Origin of the sequence: Clostridioides sp. ES-W-0018-02 (assembly GCF_020658175.1) — a bacterium.
In the GTDB taxonomy this organism is placed as follows: Bacteria; Bacillota; Clostridia; order Peptostreptococcales; family Peptostreptococcaceae; genus Clostridioides.
In genome coordinates, this window is record NZ_JACVVY010000006.1 from 63402 (window position 1) to 81604 (window position 18203).

Here is an 18203-nt window from a genome sequence, read left to right on the forward strand (position 1 = left end):
TACTTATTAATATTTCACTTATTAAACTTTTATTTAGACTTTATTTATTTTTTATTTTAAATTTTTTATTTACTTTGGTATTCTCCATTCCAAACTATATCTTTATATTTGTCTGGATCAGTGTCTCCTTCTGTACTTATTAATAATACTTTAGAGTTTTCATCTAATTTCAAAGCCTCTCTTAAATCTTTTAAATCTTCACTTTCAAGTATTGAAACTAATGCTCCAGTTGTAACTGCTCCAGATTCTCCAGAGATTACTTTTTCATCTCCTCTTAGAGGATTTCCTAAAACTCTCATACCTTTAGCAGAAACCCAGTCTGGTGCTGAAACGAATGCTGATGAATAATTTTTTAATACTTCAAATCCTATAGTATTTGGTTCTCCACAAGCAAGACCTGCCATTATAGTTGGCATATCTCCACCTACAAATCTTGGTTTTCCATCTCCTGCTTCTGCTGATTTATAGTAACAATCTGCCTCATCAGCTTCTACTACTACTGTTATTGGGCATTCATCATATATTGAAGCAACATATCCTTGAACTGCACCAGCAAGCGAACCAACTCCTGCTTGCACAAATACATGCGTTGGTCTATCTACTCCATATTCTTTTAATTGTTCTATAGCTTCTTTAGCCATAGTTCCATATCCTTGCATTATCCATGCTGGTATTTCTTCATATCCGTCCCATGCTGTATCTTGAACCATTACTCCATGGTCATCAGCTTCTGCATAATCATTAGCTAATCTTACTGCATCATCATAATTTAAGTCTGTTATACTAGCATCTGCACCTTCTCCCTTGATTTTATTTAATCTAAATTCAGAAGAACCTTTTGGCATTAATACAACAGATTTTTGACCTAATTTATTAGCTGTCCAAGCAACTCCTCTACCATGATTTCCATCTGTAGCTGTAAAGAAAGTTATTTCTCCTAACTGGTCTTTTATTTCTTTTGAAGTTAATTTTTCATATCCTAACTCTGATATATCTTTATTTAATCTTTGAGCTAAGTATTTACCCATAGAGTAAGAACCACCCAAAACTTTAAATGCATTTAATCCAAATCTATAAGATTCATCTTTAACATATATTCCGCTAACTCCTAATAATTTTGCTAAGTTATCTAATTTAACTAAAGGAGTTTTTTCATATTGTGGAAAACTCTCATGAAATGCTTTAGCTTTTGCAATTTCTTCGTCCTTTAAAAATTCAATTCCTTTTTCTTTTTCCTCTGCTTTAGGTAAGTTATTTAATTTCCATTTTATTTCTCTCATTTATTTTATATTCCCCTTTCAAATTTTTCGATGTCATTATTAATTTTTTATCTTTGTGTCTTTATATAAAGCAATTACTGTGCCAATATTATTTATTCTAAAAATATTTTTTTTATGTTGGAATTACATACTTTTTTCAAATTTATTTAAATGTTGTAAAATCTGAGTGTGAAAAATAAGATTTATAAAAGAAAAAATTCTCATATTGGGAAATTTTTATCAATACGAGAATTATCATTTCGAGAAACCGTTTCTTTGTTTTTATTTTCCTTTATTATGCTTTTACTTTTCTATATGTCTGTTATTTTGGCTTGTATATTACTATTTTTACCTTCTATATTTATATTGTTATAACCTTCTATATTTTATGTTTTTATTTTAGCTTTCTATAATACTGTTATTTTTATGTTTTACATATTTGCACTTTATAAGCTCAAACTTTTATTTTCTATTATTTATACTGACTCAATATCTTACAAGCTTATAATTTTATTTTTCTATAGTATTATTACTATATTAGTCTCTTCTAGTGACACTTCTATTATAGAGGCTTTATTTTTATTGACCTACAAATCACATTACCATACATTTAAAACTATTTTCTATGTTTAATTTATTGTTGTTCCTCTTCTAGTTTTCTGTATAATGTAGCTAAACCTATCCCTAAATCTTTTGCTATTTTCTTTTTTGTCTTTGTATCTCTTCCATATTTATTTAACAACTTATGTATGTAAGTTAACTCCAATTCTTTAATTGAAAGTATTTTTTCTTGGTTTTCTACTATTCCCCCGACTATATCATCTTCAAACTTTGTTACCTTATTATTACTCTTAAAACTATTTCCTTCAATATTATAATAGTTCAAAATATCTAATGGAAGCATATCTTTATAGATTATTCCATCTTCTCCAACTAAATTCATCATATATTCAACTGCATTTTCTAATTCTCTTATATTTCCCGGCCAATTATAATTAACCAACATATTCATTACATTTTTTTCTATTTGATTCAATTTTATATCTAATTCTAAAGAATACTTGGAAACAAATTTCATCATTATAGTTTCAATATCATCTTTTCTTTCCCTAAGAGGTGGCAAATTTATAGGAATTACGTTTAACCTATAGTACAAATCATCTCTAAACTTACCTTCATTCACCAACTTAAGTAAGTTTTTATTCGTTGCAGCAATTACTCTTATATCTAAATCTATAAGTTTATTTGAGCCAATTCTTGCAAATTTTCTTTCCTGCAAAACTCTAAGTAACTTTGCTTGTAAAGGCATAGATAGGTCTCCCATTTCGTCAAGAAATATGACACCTTCATTTGCAAGTTCAAACTTACCAACCTTACCTCCACTACTAGCCCCACTAAATGCACCTTTTATATAGCCAAATAACTCACTTTCAAGAAGGTTTTCTGGAATAGCAGCACAGTTTATAGCAATAAATGGCTTATTCCATCTACTTCCTTCAGCATGTATAGCTCTAGCAATTAGCTCTTTCCCTGTACCACTTTCACCAGTTATAAGAACTGTTGAATTTGACTTTGCTAATTTCTTAGTTCTCTCTTTAACTTTCACCATTGATTCTGAGTTCCCAATTATAGACTCTATATTACTATTTCCCCATCCACTATTGACTTTCCCATGTCCTTTATGGTTTATATATGTCTTATCAAATATAATTATCTTGTCATATTGATTTATATATGGATATACAGGAATTATTTTGGCATTTATATTATAAATTTTGTTATCAATATCAATTTCTAGTAATTCATGTCCATTTGAAGAAGATTCAACAGATACTATTTTTACTGTATTTTCTATTATATCTTTTCCAATATCTAATTTTTTCAAAGCAATATTGTTTATATAAGATATTTTGCTATTTATATCTAATATAACAACACCTTTTTCAACATTTTCAATTATTTCTATCATCATGTTCATTTTTCTACTGCTACTTTTTGACACTTCATGTTCTTCTATCTTCATAGAAATTAAATCGCATATATGATTGACAAACTTCAAATAATTATCTATTTTTGCACTTATTTCTACTTTTTTAGTTTTATCTGTACTAATAGCGCCAATTACTCCTATAGTACGATTATTATATTTTATTGGAACTGCTATTATTACTTTATTTAGGCATTTCATGTAATGGGAACATTCTATACAAAGCTGATTATCACATATATCTAATACGACTAACTCCTGACCTGTCTGTATAACTTTATCATAAAGAAAACCTTCAGTAACAACGCTTTCATTTATTTTTGATTTATACAGACCTGTGCCACTAATTCTTATTAATCTATCATCAACTATTTCAATATCTACATCTAACACGCTAGCTACTGTTTCAGTGTATTTTATCATTTCCTGTTGAAATTCTTTTAATTTACTTACCATAGTTTCCCCCATTAGAATTTAATTTACTAAATTATCAGTTTAGCTATATTTTAACATATAGTTAATTTTTAAAATATATATAAAACATTACTTATTTATATATTTACATTGAAATACATAATAATAATTATAAAAAGATTGTTTTATATTAGGATTACTTTAATTATAATACACAAATAATAAAATAAAAAAAGCTTTCCTCCTATAACAAATATATTTTTGGCACAAAAATATATGTTATATAAGAAAAGCTCAATAGTTAAATATTTAGATAGATTTTTATATAGACTTTTTTAATATAAACTTTTTAATTGTAGACTTTTTTTATTAGTTTTTAATTTTCATTAGTTTTGTCATTGGTTTTATTATTATAATACTGCCATTGCTTCAATTTCTAAAACTGCATCTTTTGGTAATTGAGCAACTTGTACACATGATCTTGCTGGTGGATTTTCTTTAAAATATGTAGCGTACACTTCATTAATATCATTAAAATCTTTTAAATCTTTTACGAAAACTGTAGTTTTAAATACTTTATCCATAGTTGTACCAGCTTGTTCTAGTATTGCTTTTACATTGTCTAAAGAAGCTTTTGTTGCTTCTTTTGGGTCAGATACTAACTCGCCTGTCTTCATGTCTATTGGAAGTTGACCTGATGTAGAAACTATATTTCCAACTTGTATTGCTTGAGAATATGGTCCAATTGCTCCTGGAGCTTTCTCTGTAGCTATTACTACTTTTGACATGATTTCACCTCCTATTATTAAGTTATATTTACAGGAAAATAAAATTTCCTAAACACCAATATTAATATGAACCTCTAGACAAGAAATCAAGTCCAAAGTTTCAAATAATCAATACTCAGATTATTATATTTATTTGTGTTCATGTTAATATTTATTAAAGCAATTAGCATGCCAATTTCTTTTTATTCATAAAACTTTATAGAACCACTTAAAACACCTAAATTGAAACCTTTCCATAAAAAATAATCCGAAAATAGTTTTTTTATAGTACTAATTTTTTTCTCATATCTGGAATTTTACCAACTTGAGAATTCTTGTTTTGAGAATTTGCGAATTTTATTTAAATAGTTCTAAAGTTTTAAGTTATTATGCTATCATGTATGAAAGAACTATGGTTGACAATCCTACTGCTACAAATAGCAACACTTTAATCCAGACCTTATTTACTTTTGTTATCATAGAACCTATTGAAAATATAATAGCCAAGTATAATAGTAACCAAAAAATTATCATTCCACTACTGCTGCTGAAAACTTACAAAACTATTTTTTAATGACCCCATTTATTTTATAAGATATACGTTTATTTTATAAAATATAAGTAAAGTATAAAATTATTTCAGCAACTTTCTCCCTTCTTATTTTTTAAATCTTTTATAGGATTGTATCATGTTTGAGTGAATTTTCATACTATTAAGTCTTTACCTCTACAAAACAATACTTCTCATTTCATGCCTAATAATGTAAGATTACAGCTATTTTATTGATTTTGATAACTTGATTGACTATACTATTATTAGTTTTTATTTGTATATAAAGCTACTATTTATATGCAAAATTTTTATTTATATAGGGGGTTTTTAATTATGAACAAAAGTCCATTAACAGCAGAAACAACAGAAGAAATGCTAAAAGTACTAAGTGGGAAAGATTATAATATTGCTTATGATTTTCATAAGCTTGGTCAATTACTAGGTTGCAAGATTGAACCACGAACAGGAGCTCGTTCTTATCGTATATTATATTCAACTAAAAAACCAAAGCGTAGTCTATTTACTATTGAATGTAATGAGAAAAAATGGAGAGTTAAAGCAAACCTTTATAATCTAAATACATATAGAGATACTGTGGAGGAATGTTCTAAAACTATTAAAGATAGTATTACAAAAACTCGTACTTGTAAAAAATGTAATCCAAAATGTATTGGTGGTTCTTCATTTGAATTAGATGGCAAGTCCTATTTAACTTGTGTAGGAAGTGGACATTATTTTGCTAATATGGAAGAAATAGATTGGAAAAACCTAAAAAAGTTAATTAGTAAAGAGAATGATATTATGCAGAAATCTGTTTAATATGCTACTAACTATTAAAACCAAAACAACTACTAAAACACATATAAATTTAGATATCAAATAAATGATAAAAATGTGCATAGATTTGTATGTATATCAAAATTCTGTGCATATTGAAAAACTGTGGATACCAAAAGGCTGTGGATAAATTTACTTTTCTGTAAATCTAATTATAGCCTTTATGTATTGCTTTTACTATATAATCATTAAAGTTATTTTGTAATCTTAAATTTCCTCCTACATGTACTGCTTCTATTATATAATCATAAGCATCTATGTTACATTTCAATATCGACTTTATCATATAATAAGTTTTAGATGCATAAGCTTAATGAGTTATTTGAAAATGATATTACTTTATCCGCAACAGAATAACATATATTAAAATATATTTATAGTAAAGATAATTATTCTATGACATTAGAAAACTATATCAAAAAGAATAAAAGTAGATACTTAAAGGCTTGAATAAAGGAAATCGAATTAGTTGACCAGTTAATGAAAGTGTTTAAGAACCTTGAAAAGATAGAAATTTTGTCTAGAAAAAATGATGTATATAAAGTTAATGTTTTTTATAGTCTGATTTGTCTCTGTCAATGTGACAATACTCATATTAGAAAAGCCTCTAGTTATAAAATTTGTTGCTCCTATGAATGGTTTTTTATCTTCTTCACTTTCACTTAATTCTGGAACATCTCCCCCATAATAAGAATTTCCTTGAAGTGTTATATGCTATCATTAAAATTCATCTTATCAGTAGTTGATTTGTTTATAACCATTTATATTTTATAAATTATTTAATTTATAAAATTAGTATTTATATTTATGATATAATAATAAAATATGAAGACTGATGCTATGGATGAAAAAACTAATTATCTAGTTTACCAATTATATACAACAAAAAGCTGTAGGTAAATTTGTTTTACACAAATCTACTTACAGCCTCTAAATGCTAGAACACTTTTAGTCTACTATTTATTTTGTCTAGATTATTCTGAACTCACTCTATCAATAAAATTTAGTAAATCTGATACTCTTAAAAATCTCCCTTCACTACACTGACTTGCCCATTTCATAGGCATGATTCATTGCTACACTTTCTTTGATATCACCTACATGCCAAGCTCCTACGCCATACACTATACCTTTTTCCTTAGCACCATTTAGACATGACGTAAATCCTCTGAATCCTTCTAATGTTCTTTCCATAGCCTGCTCACTATTGTCGGCTGCGGCAACGATGAAATAAAACTCTTTTCCAGAAATTTCAGTGTATCTCGAACAAGTTCTATCAATCATAGTTTTCATCTGTGCATTCATAGTATAAAAATAAACTGGAGTTGCCAAAACAATCACATCTGCTTTAATCATTTTTTCAAGAATTTCTTCCATGTCATCTTTTTGTGAACAGTTTCCACCTTTCTCGTAACAGACTCCACATCCTATACAATATTTAACATCCTTATCTTTTAAAAATATTTTCTCTACTTGGTTTTTAGATTCTAATGCCCCTTGCATAAATTGGTCACATAATAAATCAGAATTACCACCTTTTCTAGGGCTTGCAGACAATACAAGTACACTTTTATTCATAAGACAATACCTCCGTTCTTTGACTCTCACTATTATTTTTTAATGTTTTTTCTTTTTCAATAACTTTATCCTCGTATCCATCAATTTTACTATTTAATCGTTCTAAAGTTTTCTGCATATCTTCAATTCTTCTAGAAAGCTGATTTCGTTGTTCTATTAAAAGTTCTTTTCTCGCTTTGATAGTTTTGTTCCCTTGTTGAAACATAGTTACATATTCAATCAATGTCTCAATGGAAAGTCCTGCACTTCTCATACATTTGATGAAATTAACCCACTCACAATCTTTTTCTGTAAAAGACCTAATTCCACTTTTATTTCTATTTACAGGTGGTATTAAACCAATTCGTTCATAATATCGTAAAGTATCTGCTGAAAGTTCGTATTTTCTACTTACTTCTGAAATTGTCATACAAATCCTCCTCCTTTCTTGATACTGTATAATTTAAAATCGGATTAAATAGTTTAACTGATATTTCATTAACTTCGACTTTTCTATATAACATTAATTATTTTACTGATATTTCATTAACTTCAACTTTTCTATATAACATTAATTATTTCACTTATACTTAATTAACTTCAAGTTCTTTATGTATCATTAATTATTTTATAGTAGCAATTATTTTTCAAATATTTCTGCTACATTCTTTAAAGATTCTACAATTTTTATATGTTGTGGACAATTTTTTTCACACTGTTTACATCCAATACAATCTGATGCTTTTCCATAAGTTTTAGTGTAGTTATTATAATAAACCATTTGTGTTGAAAATCCAGTATTAAGAGCTTGCTTTTCTGCATTGTATAAAGCAAAATAGTTTGGAATAGCGATATTTTTTGGACATCCTTCTACGCAATACTGGCAAGCAGTACATGGAACTGCAATTGCTTCATTTATAATTTCCACCGCTTCATTTATAACATCATATTCTTCCTGTACAAATGGTTCAAAATTTTGCATATAACCTGTGTTGTCTAATAGTTGTTCCATATTTGACATTCCACTTAAAACCATCATGACATTATCTTTACTTGCTGCAAAACGAATTGCCCATGATGGCACTGACATATCTGGATTATAATCGTTAAATAATTTTTCGGCTCTTTCTGGTATTTTTGCTAGTGTACCACCTTTTACTGGTTCCATAACTATAACAGGTTTATTGTGTTTCTTTGCTACTTCATAACACTTTCTAGATTGTATGCTTTCATTATCCCAATCTAAATAATTAATTTGTAACTGCACAAAATCTACTTCTGGATGCTCATTCAATACTTTGTCTAATAGTTCTGCACTATCATGAAAAGAAAAACCAATATTTTTTATTTTTCCTTCTTTTTTCTTTTCTTCAATAAACTTGAAACTGTCAAATTTTTTAGCTATTTCATAATGTGATACACCAATGTTATGTAAAAGATAATAATCAAAATAATCTACACCACATTTTTCTAACTGTTCATTAAAAATAGGCTCCTGCTCTTCTTTTGTTTTTAAAGCCATTAGTGGTAGTTTTGTAGCTACTGTAAAACTTTCTCTTTTATGTCTCTTTACTAGAGATTCTCTAAGTGCTATTTCACTTTTACCCATATGGTATACATATGCTGTATCAAAATATGTGAATCCTCTCTCTAAAAAAGTATCAACCATATTATTTAAGTAATCCATATCAATACTTGTAGCATCATTTTCGTCTTTTATTGGTAAACGCATTAACCCAAACCCTAATTTTTTTTGTTCCATTGTCCTGCTTCCCCCTTTATGTATTCTCTACTTTAATTTATGTTTTTAAATATTTATAAATTTTCTATAATTATACTTTACTACTTAGAGTTAACTTCAAGTCAATAGTTTTTTTATTTTTTAATTAAATACTATAAAAATTTATCAAGAAATTCCACCTAAAGTAGAATATTTCCTAACAGATTTAGGAATAAACTTTGTCCCTGTTTTAGAACACATGAAATAATGGGGAAAAACCTATTTATCAAATGATAAAAATAATCCATCCTGATTTACATATATTCAATATCGAAAACATTTTCCCAAAGATTTATGATACAATGTTAAATAGTAAAATAAAAGCTTTATATTGAATACTCTTATCTGTTAATTTTAAAATGTTACATTTAATAGTAACTTGATTTTAAGATTATATTTTACTAGTTCATACTAAATAATAAAATATAAGGATTGTGAGGTAAAAAATATGAATAAGAAAAACTTAGCTATATTAGTGGCAGGTATGATGTTTTTTTCTAGCTCTTCAGTAATCTTTGCAAACAACATAACAAAGCAAGAAAGATTAATAGGTAAAACAAGATATGAAACGGCTGTAGAAGTGAGTAAATTAGGATGGGTTCAATCAAAAGTAGCAATTATAGTCAATGGCAACTCTATTCAAAGTGCACTTTGTGCAAATCCTTTTGCTAAATTAAAAAATGCTCCTATACTATTAGTAAATGATAATAGTACAGAAAGTTCAACTAAAACTGAACTTAAAAGACTTGGCGTAGATAATGTATATATAGTGGACAGTGGAAATAGTATATCTAATAAAGTAGAAAATGAAATAAAATCACTCAACATAAAGGTAAATAAAATAGTAGGAAATAATATCTATGAAATGTCTACAAATTTACTTAAAGAAATAGATAAAATAAAAAAAGTGGAAAATGTAGCAGTTGTAAATGGATTAAAGGGGTTATCTGATGCTGTTAGCATAGCTTCTCCATCAGCAATACATAATATGCCTATAATACTAGTATCAGAGGAAAACAGCAATAATAGCAGTATAAATTTCTTAAACAATAGGTCTATAAAAAAATCTTATATAGTTGGTGGAAATAAGATTTTATCAGACAATACAGTAAAAAAATATCCGAATAAAGAAAGAATCAGTGGTTCAGATAGAAACAATACCAATGCCAAAATTATTGAACAATTTTACAAAACCAAAAGTATAAAAAATGTGTTTGTTACTAAAGATGGTATGAACAAGGAAAATGCACTAGTAGACGCATTATCAATAGGAGTATTGGCAGCCAAAGAAAATTCTCCTGTAATAATATCTAATGGCACTCTTGTAAACAGCCAAAAAGATTTTATTAACAATAAAGACATAAAAGAAGTAACACAAGTTGGCGGAGGTGATAACCAAAAAGCATTTGAGGATATCTTAAAGCTAAAAAATGTCGATATAAGAAATAAAACTAAAAAAATATCTTTAATTGAAGCTAAGGAAATATTAAAAAAAGCTGTTCCAGAAAGTAATGTTTTAGTTTGTTACTACGACCAAGATGATAATAAATACGACAGTAAGGTTATAAAGGATAATATTGTATATGAAGTAGAAATAGATGCCTACTCTGGTAAAATAATAGAAATTGAAAAAGATGATGATATAAATAATAATTTAGGTGTCAAAAATATATCTTTAGATAAAGCTAAATCTATAATACTAGATGCCATTCCTAATAGTAATTTAATATACTGTAAATATGATGCTGACGATAATGAATATGAGGCTAAAGTTGTAAAAGATAATAAAACATATGAAATAGAGATAAATGCATTTGATGGAAGAATTATAGATATTGATATGGACGATGATTATGATGATAATGATTATGATGACTTTGATAATAATCACAATAATAGTGATTCTAATAACAATAACTCTATAATTAGCATTGAAAAAGCTAAGTCAATAATGCTAAACAAAGTACCTGGTGGTAAAATAGTAAAATTTGAATATGATAAAGATGATAAAGAATATGAAGGCGAAATAATAAAGGGAAATAATGAATATGATATAACAATCAGTGCAATCACTGGAAAAATATTAGAATATGAAGTTGATACAGTATAGTATATAACTCTAATGATATAGTTTATAAAAATTTTCTTATTTATTACTGTAATTTAAATTTTATATTACTGGAATTTTAAAAATTCCAGTAATATTTTTTATTATTAATAACACTAATAACCCTATTTTCTATACATATAATATATCTGAACATAAACTATATCTAAATTTTAGATTTTTCATAATATCTATTCTAGTATATCTCTTATCCACTATAATCACTTTTTATTTAAGTAAGTCTTGAATTCATGACCAAATAGAATCTCTGGCTTTATATCCACTAGCGTAGGAGTCTCCTTCCAGCTCTTCACTCTTGATTCTATAACTTTATAAAAATCTTCTAAGCTATGGCCTTCTTTTCTTCTTTCAGCTATAAGTTTATTATCTGTTTCTGAATCAAACCTAAAACTTTCCCCTGACTCTTTATTTAACTTTTTTATAATATTTTCATAAATACTTTCTATATAGCAGTATTCCTCTTCCACATCAGTATTTTTCTTGGAGTTCTTTTTTAATAACTCTTTTTTTAAATTTTTTTTTAATAATTCTTTTTTCTTTGTTACATCTTCTGTTTCATCTACAGTATGAAGTTCTGGGTCATAACCCCATTGTCTATACTCTTTATCTACATAGCTATACATATTGGTATCACTGGTCTTATCTTTGTCATACTTATATTCATGTTTTGATACCTTTTGGCTACTATTATTTGTTTCATTAATATTTTCTAATATATCTTCAAAAAAACTTCTACGTTTCTTTATTACACCTGTATCATTACTTTCAGAGCATATATAACTATATACAGAGCAACAATTTCCCTTCACTCCTCGACTTATTAGTCTCAATATTCCTAAATCTATAAATTCATTTACAAGCCTACTTATTGTAGATATTGATAAATCAAGGTCAGATGCAGCCTTTCTTACAGTCATCATAAACTGTCCCCTTGGTAAAGTTCCCCTTAATCTTTGTATGTTTTCTTTTCTCATTATATAGTGATTAAACCTTATTTTGTTTACATCACTTCGCTCGTTAAAATATAATACTGCTGAATTTAATTGATAAAAACCATTGTTCATATTCTTATTCCCCCAATTCAAATAAATAGTTGTTTGTAAGTATTTTTGTATTTCTTAATAATTTATTAGATGATTATATTTTATTAAAAATCATTCTTCTATATTTTTCATTTTAAAGTTTTAAAGGCTCTATGTTAATAGATGAGATTTAACTTTTTTATTTAAACAATAAATTTAATAATTTTTTTAATATAAATATTTTATTATTTAGTAAACATTTTCTTAAAATTGATATATTGTTCTTAGTATCAAAGTTTACAACCCTACTAGATATAAAGTTTTTGTCTATGTTATAGTCTCTAACTTTATATAAATGTATAATCAAATATACAATCTAAAAATATATCACTATGTTATACTAAGTGTTACAAAGTAAGATAGAAATTCTCTTATAATATAAATTGTTGTTATATATAAGAAAAACTCCTAATAAAAAATCTATTTAACATTTTTTTACTTTAAATTTCACATACTCAACGCTTTATTTACTATAAATAAGGGTATTTAAAATATATATTTTTACAATAAGGAGGTATACTTATGACCGATTCCCAAATTAAAAAAGAATACTTACGTCGTATTTGCAAAGTACAAGACTACATAGAAGAGCATTTGTATGATTCTCTTTCTCTTGAAGAGCTTTCTAATATAGCAGGTTTTTCAAAGTTTCATTTTCATAGAATTTTCAAAGCGATAGAAAAAGAAACATTGTCACAGTATGTAAATAGGTTAAAACTAGAAGGAGCCACTTCTTTTCTTATTCATCGTACTGATATGACAGTTACTGATATTGCACATTATTTCGGTTTTACTGATTCCGCAGTTTTTTCGCGAGCCTTCAAAAATTATTATAAGATAAGCCCTATAAAATATAGAAACAATTATAGCAAGAATTGCAAAGAACCATATAAAATTTCTCAGTATAATAGACACATATCAAAACTTAAATCTAAAAATAAGAGAGAGGTTAAGGGAGAAATTGAAATCTTAGAACTTGATAATGTAAATACAGCTTATATTAGATACACTGGGTCATATGGAAATTTGGCCAGTCACTTTCCAAAGATTGTAGAAAAACTCTTTGATTATGCAAATGAGCAGAATCTAATTGAACTTGAAAAGACAAAGATATTAGCTATTTATCATGATAATCCTCAATTTACACAAGAACATCATTTGAGGACTAGTATTTGTATGACAATTCCAGATAATATTGTTGTCAAAGAAAATAGCGACCTTGGCAATATTACAATACCTTCTGGGAAATATCTGGTGGGACATTTTAGTATTTTTCAAGATGAATATAGTGATGCTTGGGATTTTATGTATAATGAATGGCTATCAAATGATGAGCATAAACTACGTAATTCTTTTCCTTTTGAAGTATATCTTAATGACCCAAATAGTCACCCACAAAATAAACATATAGTTGATATATATTTACCTATAGAGCCTTTTTAATACTATGATTTCGCTTAACCTCTTCTTATATTAATGATTAAAACATACTAATTTTATAGTTTGATAAAATTAATAAAATGAGGTGAATTAATGAAAGAAATAAAAATCAAAGGTGCAAAAATACATAACCTAAAAAATATAAATATCTCTATCCCCAAAAATAAGCTTGTAGTTGCAACAGGTGTTAGTGGTTCAGGTAAATCCAGTCTTATGTTCGATATTGTATTTGAGGAAGGGCGTAAACAGTACTTACAGTCCTTAGGCATACTTTCAGGCATTGATAATGAGAATAAATTTGACAATATTCAAGGATTAGCTCCTACTATAGCTGTTAAACAAAATATCATCCGTCAGAGTAATCCTCGTTCAACAGTAGGTACTAGAACCAATATTATTAGTATGCTTACACTATTATATGCAGGAGAAGGACAAGTAATATGTTCTGCGTGTAACACTCCTGTAGACAACAATCTTATTTGTAATAATTGTGGTAATAAAGAAGAACGCTTAAGACCAAGTTATTTCTCATATACCTCTTCAGATGGAATGTGTATGAAATGTTCTGGACGTGGAGCATACTTTGAGATTAATATTGAAAAACTTATCTTGGATAAGCGCACTACCCTAAAAAAAGTTTTGGATAGAGCCCAAATCACACCAGGATATTTGAGAGTGTTATCTAAAAAATTCAAAGATTACTTAGATATACCATTCTTACAATTGCCTGAGGAAGTACAAAACGAGGTACTATATGGTCACTATGAAAATGGAAAACAAAGTTCTTCTTTAGCAAAAGTACTTCATGGTCGTCACCAAAGAGGTGAAGACTTAAATGGTATTTATAGCATGACTACTTGTTCTGAGTGCCATGGTTTTAAAATTGGTGAAGAAGCACGCCAAGTTTTATTAAATGGAAAGCATATTGGTGAACTTGGAAAGATGAGCATTTTAGAAGTTCATGAATTCCTAAAGTCATTATTGAATCAAGACAAACTAACTATTCTAGGTAAAAATTTAATAGCTGATATTTTAATTAAGACAAATAATCTAATAAAGGCACGACTAGGTCATCTGTCCTTATACAGAGAGATGTCAACTTTAAGTGGTGGAGAAATACAAAGGCTATTTTTAAATTCTCACCTTGATTCAGAGATGGACTCATTAATTTACGTACTTGACGAACCAACTGCGGGATTACATGAATCCGAAAAAATCGACATTCTAAAATCCATTAAAGATTTAAAAGATTTAGGTAACACTGTCATTGTAGTTGAACACGACAAAAATACAATTAATATGGCAGAACATATTATTGATATAGGGCCAAAAGCTGGTATTGAAGGTGGACAATTAATATATCAAGGAGATTTAGAAGGTCTACTTAAGTCAAATGAATCAATTACTGGACAATATATCTCAGGAAAATACTCCATGCCTACTAGAACATCATCTAAAAATATTACGGACATTGAAAAAATGCATTGTATAGTTGTTCAAAATGCAAGTACAAATAATCTTAAAAACATTACTGCATCATTACCTTTAGGTGCTATGGTTGGAATAGCTGGAAAATCTGGTAGTGGAAAAAGTTCCCTTATATCAGATACATTACTCCCTCTTCTTAGAAGTTACTTCAACAATCAAGCAAGTAATAATAAAACCACTATTAAAGAAAATGAAGTAAGTAATGAGGATGATTATACAATTGTAGAAACTATTGCTGATAAATTAAGTGGTACACAATATATCTCTGGATATTCAGAAATATCTCAAACTCCTATTGGTAGAAATATGAACTCAACTCCTGCCTCTTATATTGGGATATGGGATAAGATACGTGTTTTATTTGCAGGTCAACCAGAATCAATAAAACAAAATTTCACTGCTGGGCATTTTTCATTCAATTCAAAAGGTGCTTGTCCTAAGTGTAGTGGTAGTGGATATGAAAAAATCTGGTTGGGAAATAATTTAAGTATGGACAGTATATGTAATGAGTGTCATGGAAAAAGATTTAATGATGAATCCCTATCCATTAAATATAAGAATAAAAATATCTATGATGTCTTAAATATGAGTGTATCTGAAGCTGTTGTTTTTTTTGAAGATACTCCAAATATTGTTTCACACTTAAAAGTACTAGAACAAATTGGTATGGGTTATATAAAACTAGGTCAACCTACCCCTACTTTAAGTGGTGGAGAATCTCAAAGAATCAAGCTTGCAAAAGAGATTGGTAAAAAACGAAAAGGCAATATACTCTATGTGTTGGATGAACCCACTACTGGTCTAAGTCTGTATGATACTGCTAAACTAATTCAATTGTTGGATGAATTAATCGAAAATGGAAATTCTGTAATTGTTGTTGAACATGATATAGAAGTTCTAAATACTTGTGACTGGATTATTGAACTTGGTCCAGAAGGAGGAGACAAAGGCGGATATATCATTGCAGAGGGTTCTCCTCAACAACTAAAAGAAAACTCAAAGTCTATAACAGGGAGGTATTTATAATGGATAAAGGTTACTGCTTAGATTTGAAATTTGAAAATATAGACCCTTCAAGTGTTGGAATGGATTCAAAAAAACTTTCACAGCTTGAACCTTTAATAATCTCACAATATAGCAATATAAACGCAATAATCATAGCGAGAAGAGGAAATATCGTCTTTGAAAAATATTATAATGGTTATAATGCTGACGATACTTTTCATGTTGCATCTGTCACAAAAAGTATCATATCAGCCCTAATTGGTATCGCAATAGACAAGGGTTATATAAAGGATGTTGAGCAAAAAGTTGTTGATTTTTTTCCTGAATATAATTGTAGCCCTGCTGATATATACAAAAAAGCAGTAACTATACGCCACTTGCTTACGATGACTGCACCATACCCTTTTAAAAATACAACTGAATCATTAGAGAGACTTTCTAAACAACGAGATTGGGTAAAATATGCCCTAAATCAACTTGGTCAAAACAAAAACATTGGAACTTTCAAATATTCTTCAGCTGGAGTTCACCTACTTTCAGCTATTATTACAAATACTACAGGAAAGTGTGCTCGTGAGTTTGCTAATGAACATCTATTCAAACCTATTGGTATGAGAGAAATACCCGATTATGATATAGAAAATTTTGATTTTGAAGATTTATTTGGAAAAAATCTTAAAGGTTGGGCAAAAGACAGGCAAGGTAATACTGCTGGTGGCTGGGGACTTACATTGAGTGCCAGAGATATGTTACGATTTGGTTCTCTGTATTTAAATGATGGTATTTGGAATAATAAATGTATTATATCTAAATCACGGATTGAAGAATCAACCAAAATGAATTCCAATGAGTATGGTTATCTATGGTGGCTATGTGAAGAAGATGGAACTCTTTGGTATTCAGCAATGGGAGCTGGAGGAAATGCCATCTGTTGTATACCAAAGTACGATTTGGTTATAGCAATACCATCTAAGATAGTTTTTAAACCTCGTGATAGATGGCAGCTTATTAAAAAACATATACTTACTTCTATAATAGAATAGTTGTATATGGAATGATTATAACAACCCTCCACTATAACACCAGACTTTCGTTTAGTGATATTATTGTTGATGCTATATACACACAAGAGGAGTTGAATATAAATGAATACCTACACAACATCAGAAATAGCAGATTTGATTGGTATACATCCTAATACAGTACGTTTATATGAAGAACTTGAACTAATACCTAAACCTAAGCGTAATCCTAATGGCTATCGTATTTTTAACGATTTTCATATAGAGCAATTTAAATTTGCTCGTACAGCCTTAAAAATTGAAGTTACACAAAGAGGATTGAGAAAAAATGCAATTGAGATTGTCAGAACATCAGCAAATAAAGATTTTGACAAAGCTATTTCTCTTGTTAGTCATTACTTACAACAATTAGAAATAGAAAAATCAAATGCTGAGGAAGCAATCAATATTGTTAAAGAAATTTTAAATGGAAACACACAAGAGACAGACAAGTTATTTTTAACTAGAAAAGAAACCTCAGAACACTTAAAGGTTACAATAGATACTTTAAGAAATTGGGAAATGAACGGGTTATTAAAAGTAAAAAGAAAGCAAAATGGTTATCGTGTATATACTGATGAAGATATAAAGCGCCTTAAAATTATTAATTCGTTACGCTCTGCAAACTATTCTCTTTCAGCTATTTTAAGAATGTTAAATGCTTTGTCTTGTAATCCCAATGCTAATATTAAAAATATTATTGATACTCCAAAAGACGATGATGAAATTATCTCAGTATGTGACAAATTGATAACCTCATTGAAAGAGGCGGAATACAACGCAAAATCAATGAAATCTCATCTTCAAAGCATGAAAGAACAATTTTCTTAACCCTCCACTCTAAC

General features: G+C 28.2%; 15 protein-coding genes. 7 read left to right on the plus strand and 8 right to left on the minus strand.

The genetic code is table 11. The features are described from left to right. Window positions 1-65: 65 nt before the first annotated feature. The 4 genes from dpaL to IC219_RS14495 all read right to left on the minus strand — a co-directional run bounded on the left by dpaL (window position 66) and on the right by IC219_RS14495 (window position 4961). Window positions 66-1280, minus strand: coding sequence for a diaminopropionate ammonia-lyase (dpaL, locus tag IC219_RS14480; RefSeq protein ID WP_227433763.1), 1215 nt, complete (start codon window positions 1278-1280; stop codon window positions 66-68). 613 nt (window positions 1281-1893) lie between these two features. Beyond that, window positions 1894-3702: a sigma 54-interacting transcriptional regulator gene (locus IC219_RS14485; RefSeq protein ID WP_227831554.1), complete on the minus strand. Its 1809-nt coding sequence runs from the start codon at window positions 3700-3702 to the stop codon at window positions 1894-1896. A 368-nt stretch (window positions 3703-4070) separates the two neighbouring features. Beyond that, window positions 4071-4448 carry a RidA family protein gene (locus tag IC219_RS14490; protein ID WP_227433761.1) on the minus strand — a complete coding sequence of 126 codons (378 nt, stop codon included), beginning with the start codon at window positions 4446-4448 and terminating at the stop codon, window positions 4071-4073. Between the two features lie 366 nt (window positions 4449-4814). Continuing rightward, on the minus strand, window positions 4815-4961 hold the full coding sequence (locus IC219_RS14495) for a hypothetical protein (protein WP_054274210.1): 147 nt from the start codon (window positions 4959-4961) through the stop codon (window positions 4815-4817). A gap of 352 nt (window positions 4962-5313) precedes the next feature. Here IC219_RS14495 and IC219_RS14500 point away from each other — a divergent pair, with 352 nt between their 5' ends. Continuing rightward, the gene (locus IC219_RS14500; RefSeq protein WP_227831553.1) at window positions 5314-5799 is read left to right on the plus strand and encodes a hypothetical protein; all 486 of its coding nucleotides are present in this window, start codon (window positions 5314-5316) and stop codon (window positions 5797-5799) included. A 1056-nt stretch (window positions 5800-6855) separates the two neighbouring features. Here the strand turns inward: IC219_RS14500 and IC219_RS14505 are convergent. The 3 genes from IC219_RS14505 to IC219_RS14515 form a co-directional block, all read right to left on the minus strand. After that, entirely contained in the window at window positions 6856-7395 is a 540-nt protein-coding gene (locus tag IC219_RS14505) for a flavodoxin family protein (protein WP_227481900.1), read from the minus strand. Beyond that, window positions 7388-7804 (minus strand): MerR family transcriptional regulator, encoded by a 417-nt coding sequence (locus tag IC219_RS14510; RefSeq protein ID WP_227433758.1) that lies wholly within the window; start codon window positions 7802-7804, stop codon window positions 7388-7390. The genes IC219_RS14505 and IC219_RS14510 overlap by 8 nt, the downstream gene beginning before the upstream one ends. Window positions 7805-8014: 210 nt before the next feature. Continuing rightward, entirely contained in the window at window positions 8015-9136 is a 1122-nt protein-coding gene (locus IC219_RS14515; protein ID WP_227433757.1) for an aldo/keto reductase, read from the minus strand. A 139-nt stretch (window positions 9137-9275) separates the two neighbouring features. On the opposite strand from IC219_RS14515, the gene IC219_RS22055 reads away from it, so the two are divergent. Further along, window positions 9276-9362 carry a winged helix-turn-helix transcriptional regulator gene (locus IC219_RS22055; protein WP_413926684.1) on the plus strand — a complete coding sequence of 29 codons (87 nt, stop codon included), beginning with the start codon at window positions 9276-9278 and terminating at the stop codon, window positions 9360-9362. A gap of 240 nt (window positions 9363-9602) precedes the next feature. Continuing rightward, complete coding sequence (locus tag IC219_RS14525; protein WP_227831552.1) at window positions 9603-11264, plus strand: cell wall-binding repeat-containing protein; 1662 nt, start codon at window positions 9603-9605, stop codon at window positions 11262-11264. A 218-nt stretch (window positions 11265-11482) separates the two neighbouring features. Here the strand turns inward: IC219_RS14525 and IC219_RS14530 are convergent, their stop codons facing one another. Further along, entirely contained in the window at window positions 11483-12346 is an 864-nt protein-coding gene (locus IC219_RS14530; protein ID WP_227831551.1) for a conserved phage C-terminal domain-containing protein, read from the minus strand. Between the two features lie 540 nt (window positions 12347-12886). Between IC219_RS14530 and IC219_RS14535 the strand changes: the two genes are divergently transcribed. The 4 genes from IC219_RS14535 (at window position 12887) to IC219_RS14550 (ending at window position 18189) form a co-directional block, all read left to right on the plus strand. Beyond that, window positions 12887-13807: an AraC family transcriptional regulator gene (locus tag IC219_RS14535; protein WP_227433754.1), complete on the plus strand. Its 921-nt coding sequence runs from the start codon at window positions 12887-12889 to the stop codon at window positions 13805-13807. Between the two features lie 90 nt (window positions 13808-13897). Next, on the plus strand, window positions 13898-16318 hold the full coding sequence (locus IC219_RS14540) for an excinuclease ABC subunit UvrA (RefSeq protein WP_227433753.1): 2421 nt from the start codon (window positions 13898-13900) through the stop codon (window positions 16316-16318). Further along, on the plus strand, window positions 16318-17340 hold the full coding sequence (locus IC219_RS14545; RefSeq protein ID WP_227831550.1) for a serine hydrolase domain-containing protein: 1023 nt from the start codon (window positions 16318-16320) through the stop codon (window positions 17338-17340). The genes IC219_RS14540 and IC219_RS14545 overlap by 1 nt, the downstream gene beginning before the upstream one ends. A gap of 102 nt (window positions 17341-17442) precedes the next feature. Further along, window positions 17443-18189, plus strand: coding sequence for a MerR family transcriptional regulator (locus IC219_RS14550; protein WP_227481896.1), 747 nt, complete (start codon window positions 17443-17445; stop codon window positions 18187-18189). Window positions 18190-18203 lie beyond the last annotated feature (14 nt).

What these genes read in the sequence shown, in the direction of transcription:
- dpaL (WP_227433763.1), bottom strand. Translation starts at nt 1,280, where the DNA reads ATGAGAGAAATAAAATGGAAATTAAATAACTTACCTAAAGCAGAGGAA.
- IC219_RS14485 (WP_227831554.1), bottom strand. Translation starts at nt 3,702, where the DNA reads ATGGTAAGTAAATTAAAAGAATTTCAACAGGAAATGATAAAATACACT.
- IC219_RS14490 (WP_227433761.1), bottom strand. Translation starts at nt 4,448, where the DNA reads ATGTCAAAAGTAGTAATAGCTACAGAGAAAGCTCCAGGAGCAATTGGA.
- IC219_RS14495 (WP_054274210.1), bottom strand. Translation starts at nt 4,961, where the DNA reads ATGATAATTTTTTGGTTACTATTATACTTGGCTATTATATTTTCAATA.
- IC219_RS14500 (WP_227831553.1), top strand. Translation starts at nt 5,314, where the DNA reads ATGAACAAAAGTCCATTAACAGCAGAAACAACAGAAGAAATGCTAAAA.
- IC219_RS14505 (WP_227481900.1), bottom strand. Translation starts at nt 7,395, where the DNA reads ATGAATAAAAGTGTACTTGTATTGTCTGCAAGCCCTAGAAAAGGTGGT.
- IC219_RS14510 (WP_227433758.1), bottom strand. Translation starts at nt 7,804, where the DNA reads ATGACAATTTCAGAAGTAAGTAGAAAATACGAACTTTCAGCAGATACT.
- IC219_RS14515 (WP_227433757.1), bottom strand. Translation starts at nt 9,136, where the DNA reads ATGGAACAAAAAAAATTAGGGTTTGGGTTAATGCGTTTACCAATAAAA.
- IC219_RS14525 (WP_227831552.1), top strand. Translation starts at nt 9,603, where the DNA reads ATGAATAAGAAAAACTTAGCTATATTAGTGGCAGGTATGATGTTTTTT.
- IC219_RS14530 (WP_227831551.1), bottom strand. Translation starts at nt 12,346, where the DNA reads ATGAACAATGGTTTTTATCAATTAAATTCAGCAGTATTATATTTTAAC.
- IC219_RS14535 (WP_227433754.1), top strand. Translation starts at nt 12,887, where the DNA reads ATGACCGATTCCCAAATTAAAAAAGAATACTTACGTCGTATTTGCAAA.
- IC219_RS14540 (WP_227433753.1), top strand. Translation starts at nt 13,898, where the DNA reads ATGAAAGAAATAAAAATCAAAGGTGCAAAAATACATAACCTAAAAAAT.
- IC219_RS14545 (WP_227831550.1), top strand. Translation starts at nt 16,318, where the DNA reads ATGGATAAAGGTTACTGCTTAGATTTGAAATTTGAAAATATAGACCCT.
- IC219_RS14550 (WP_227481896.1), top strand. Translation starts at nt 17,443, where the DNA reads ATGAATACCTACACAACATCAGAAATAGCAGATTTGATTGGTATACAT.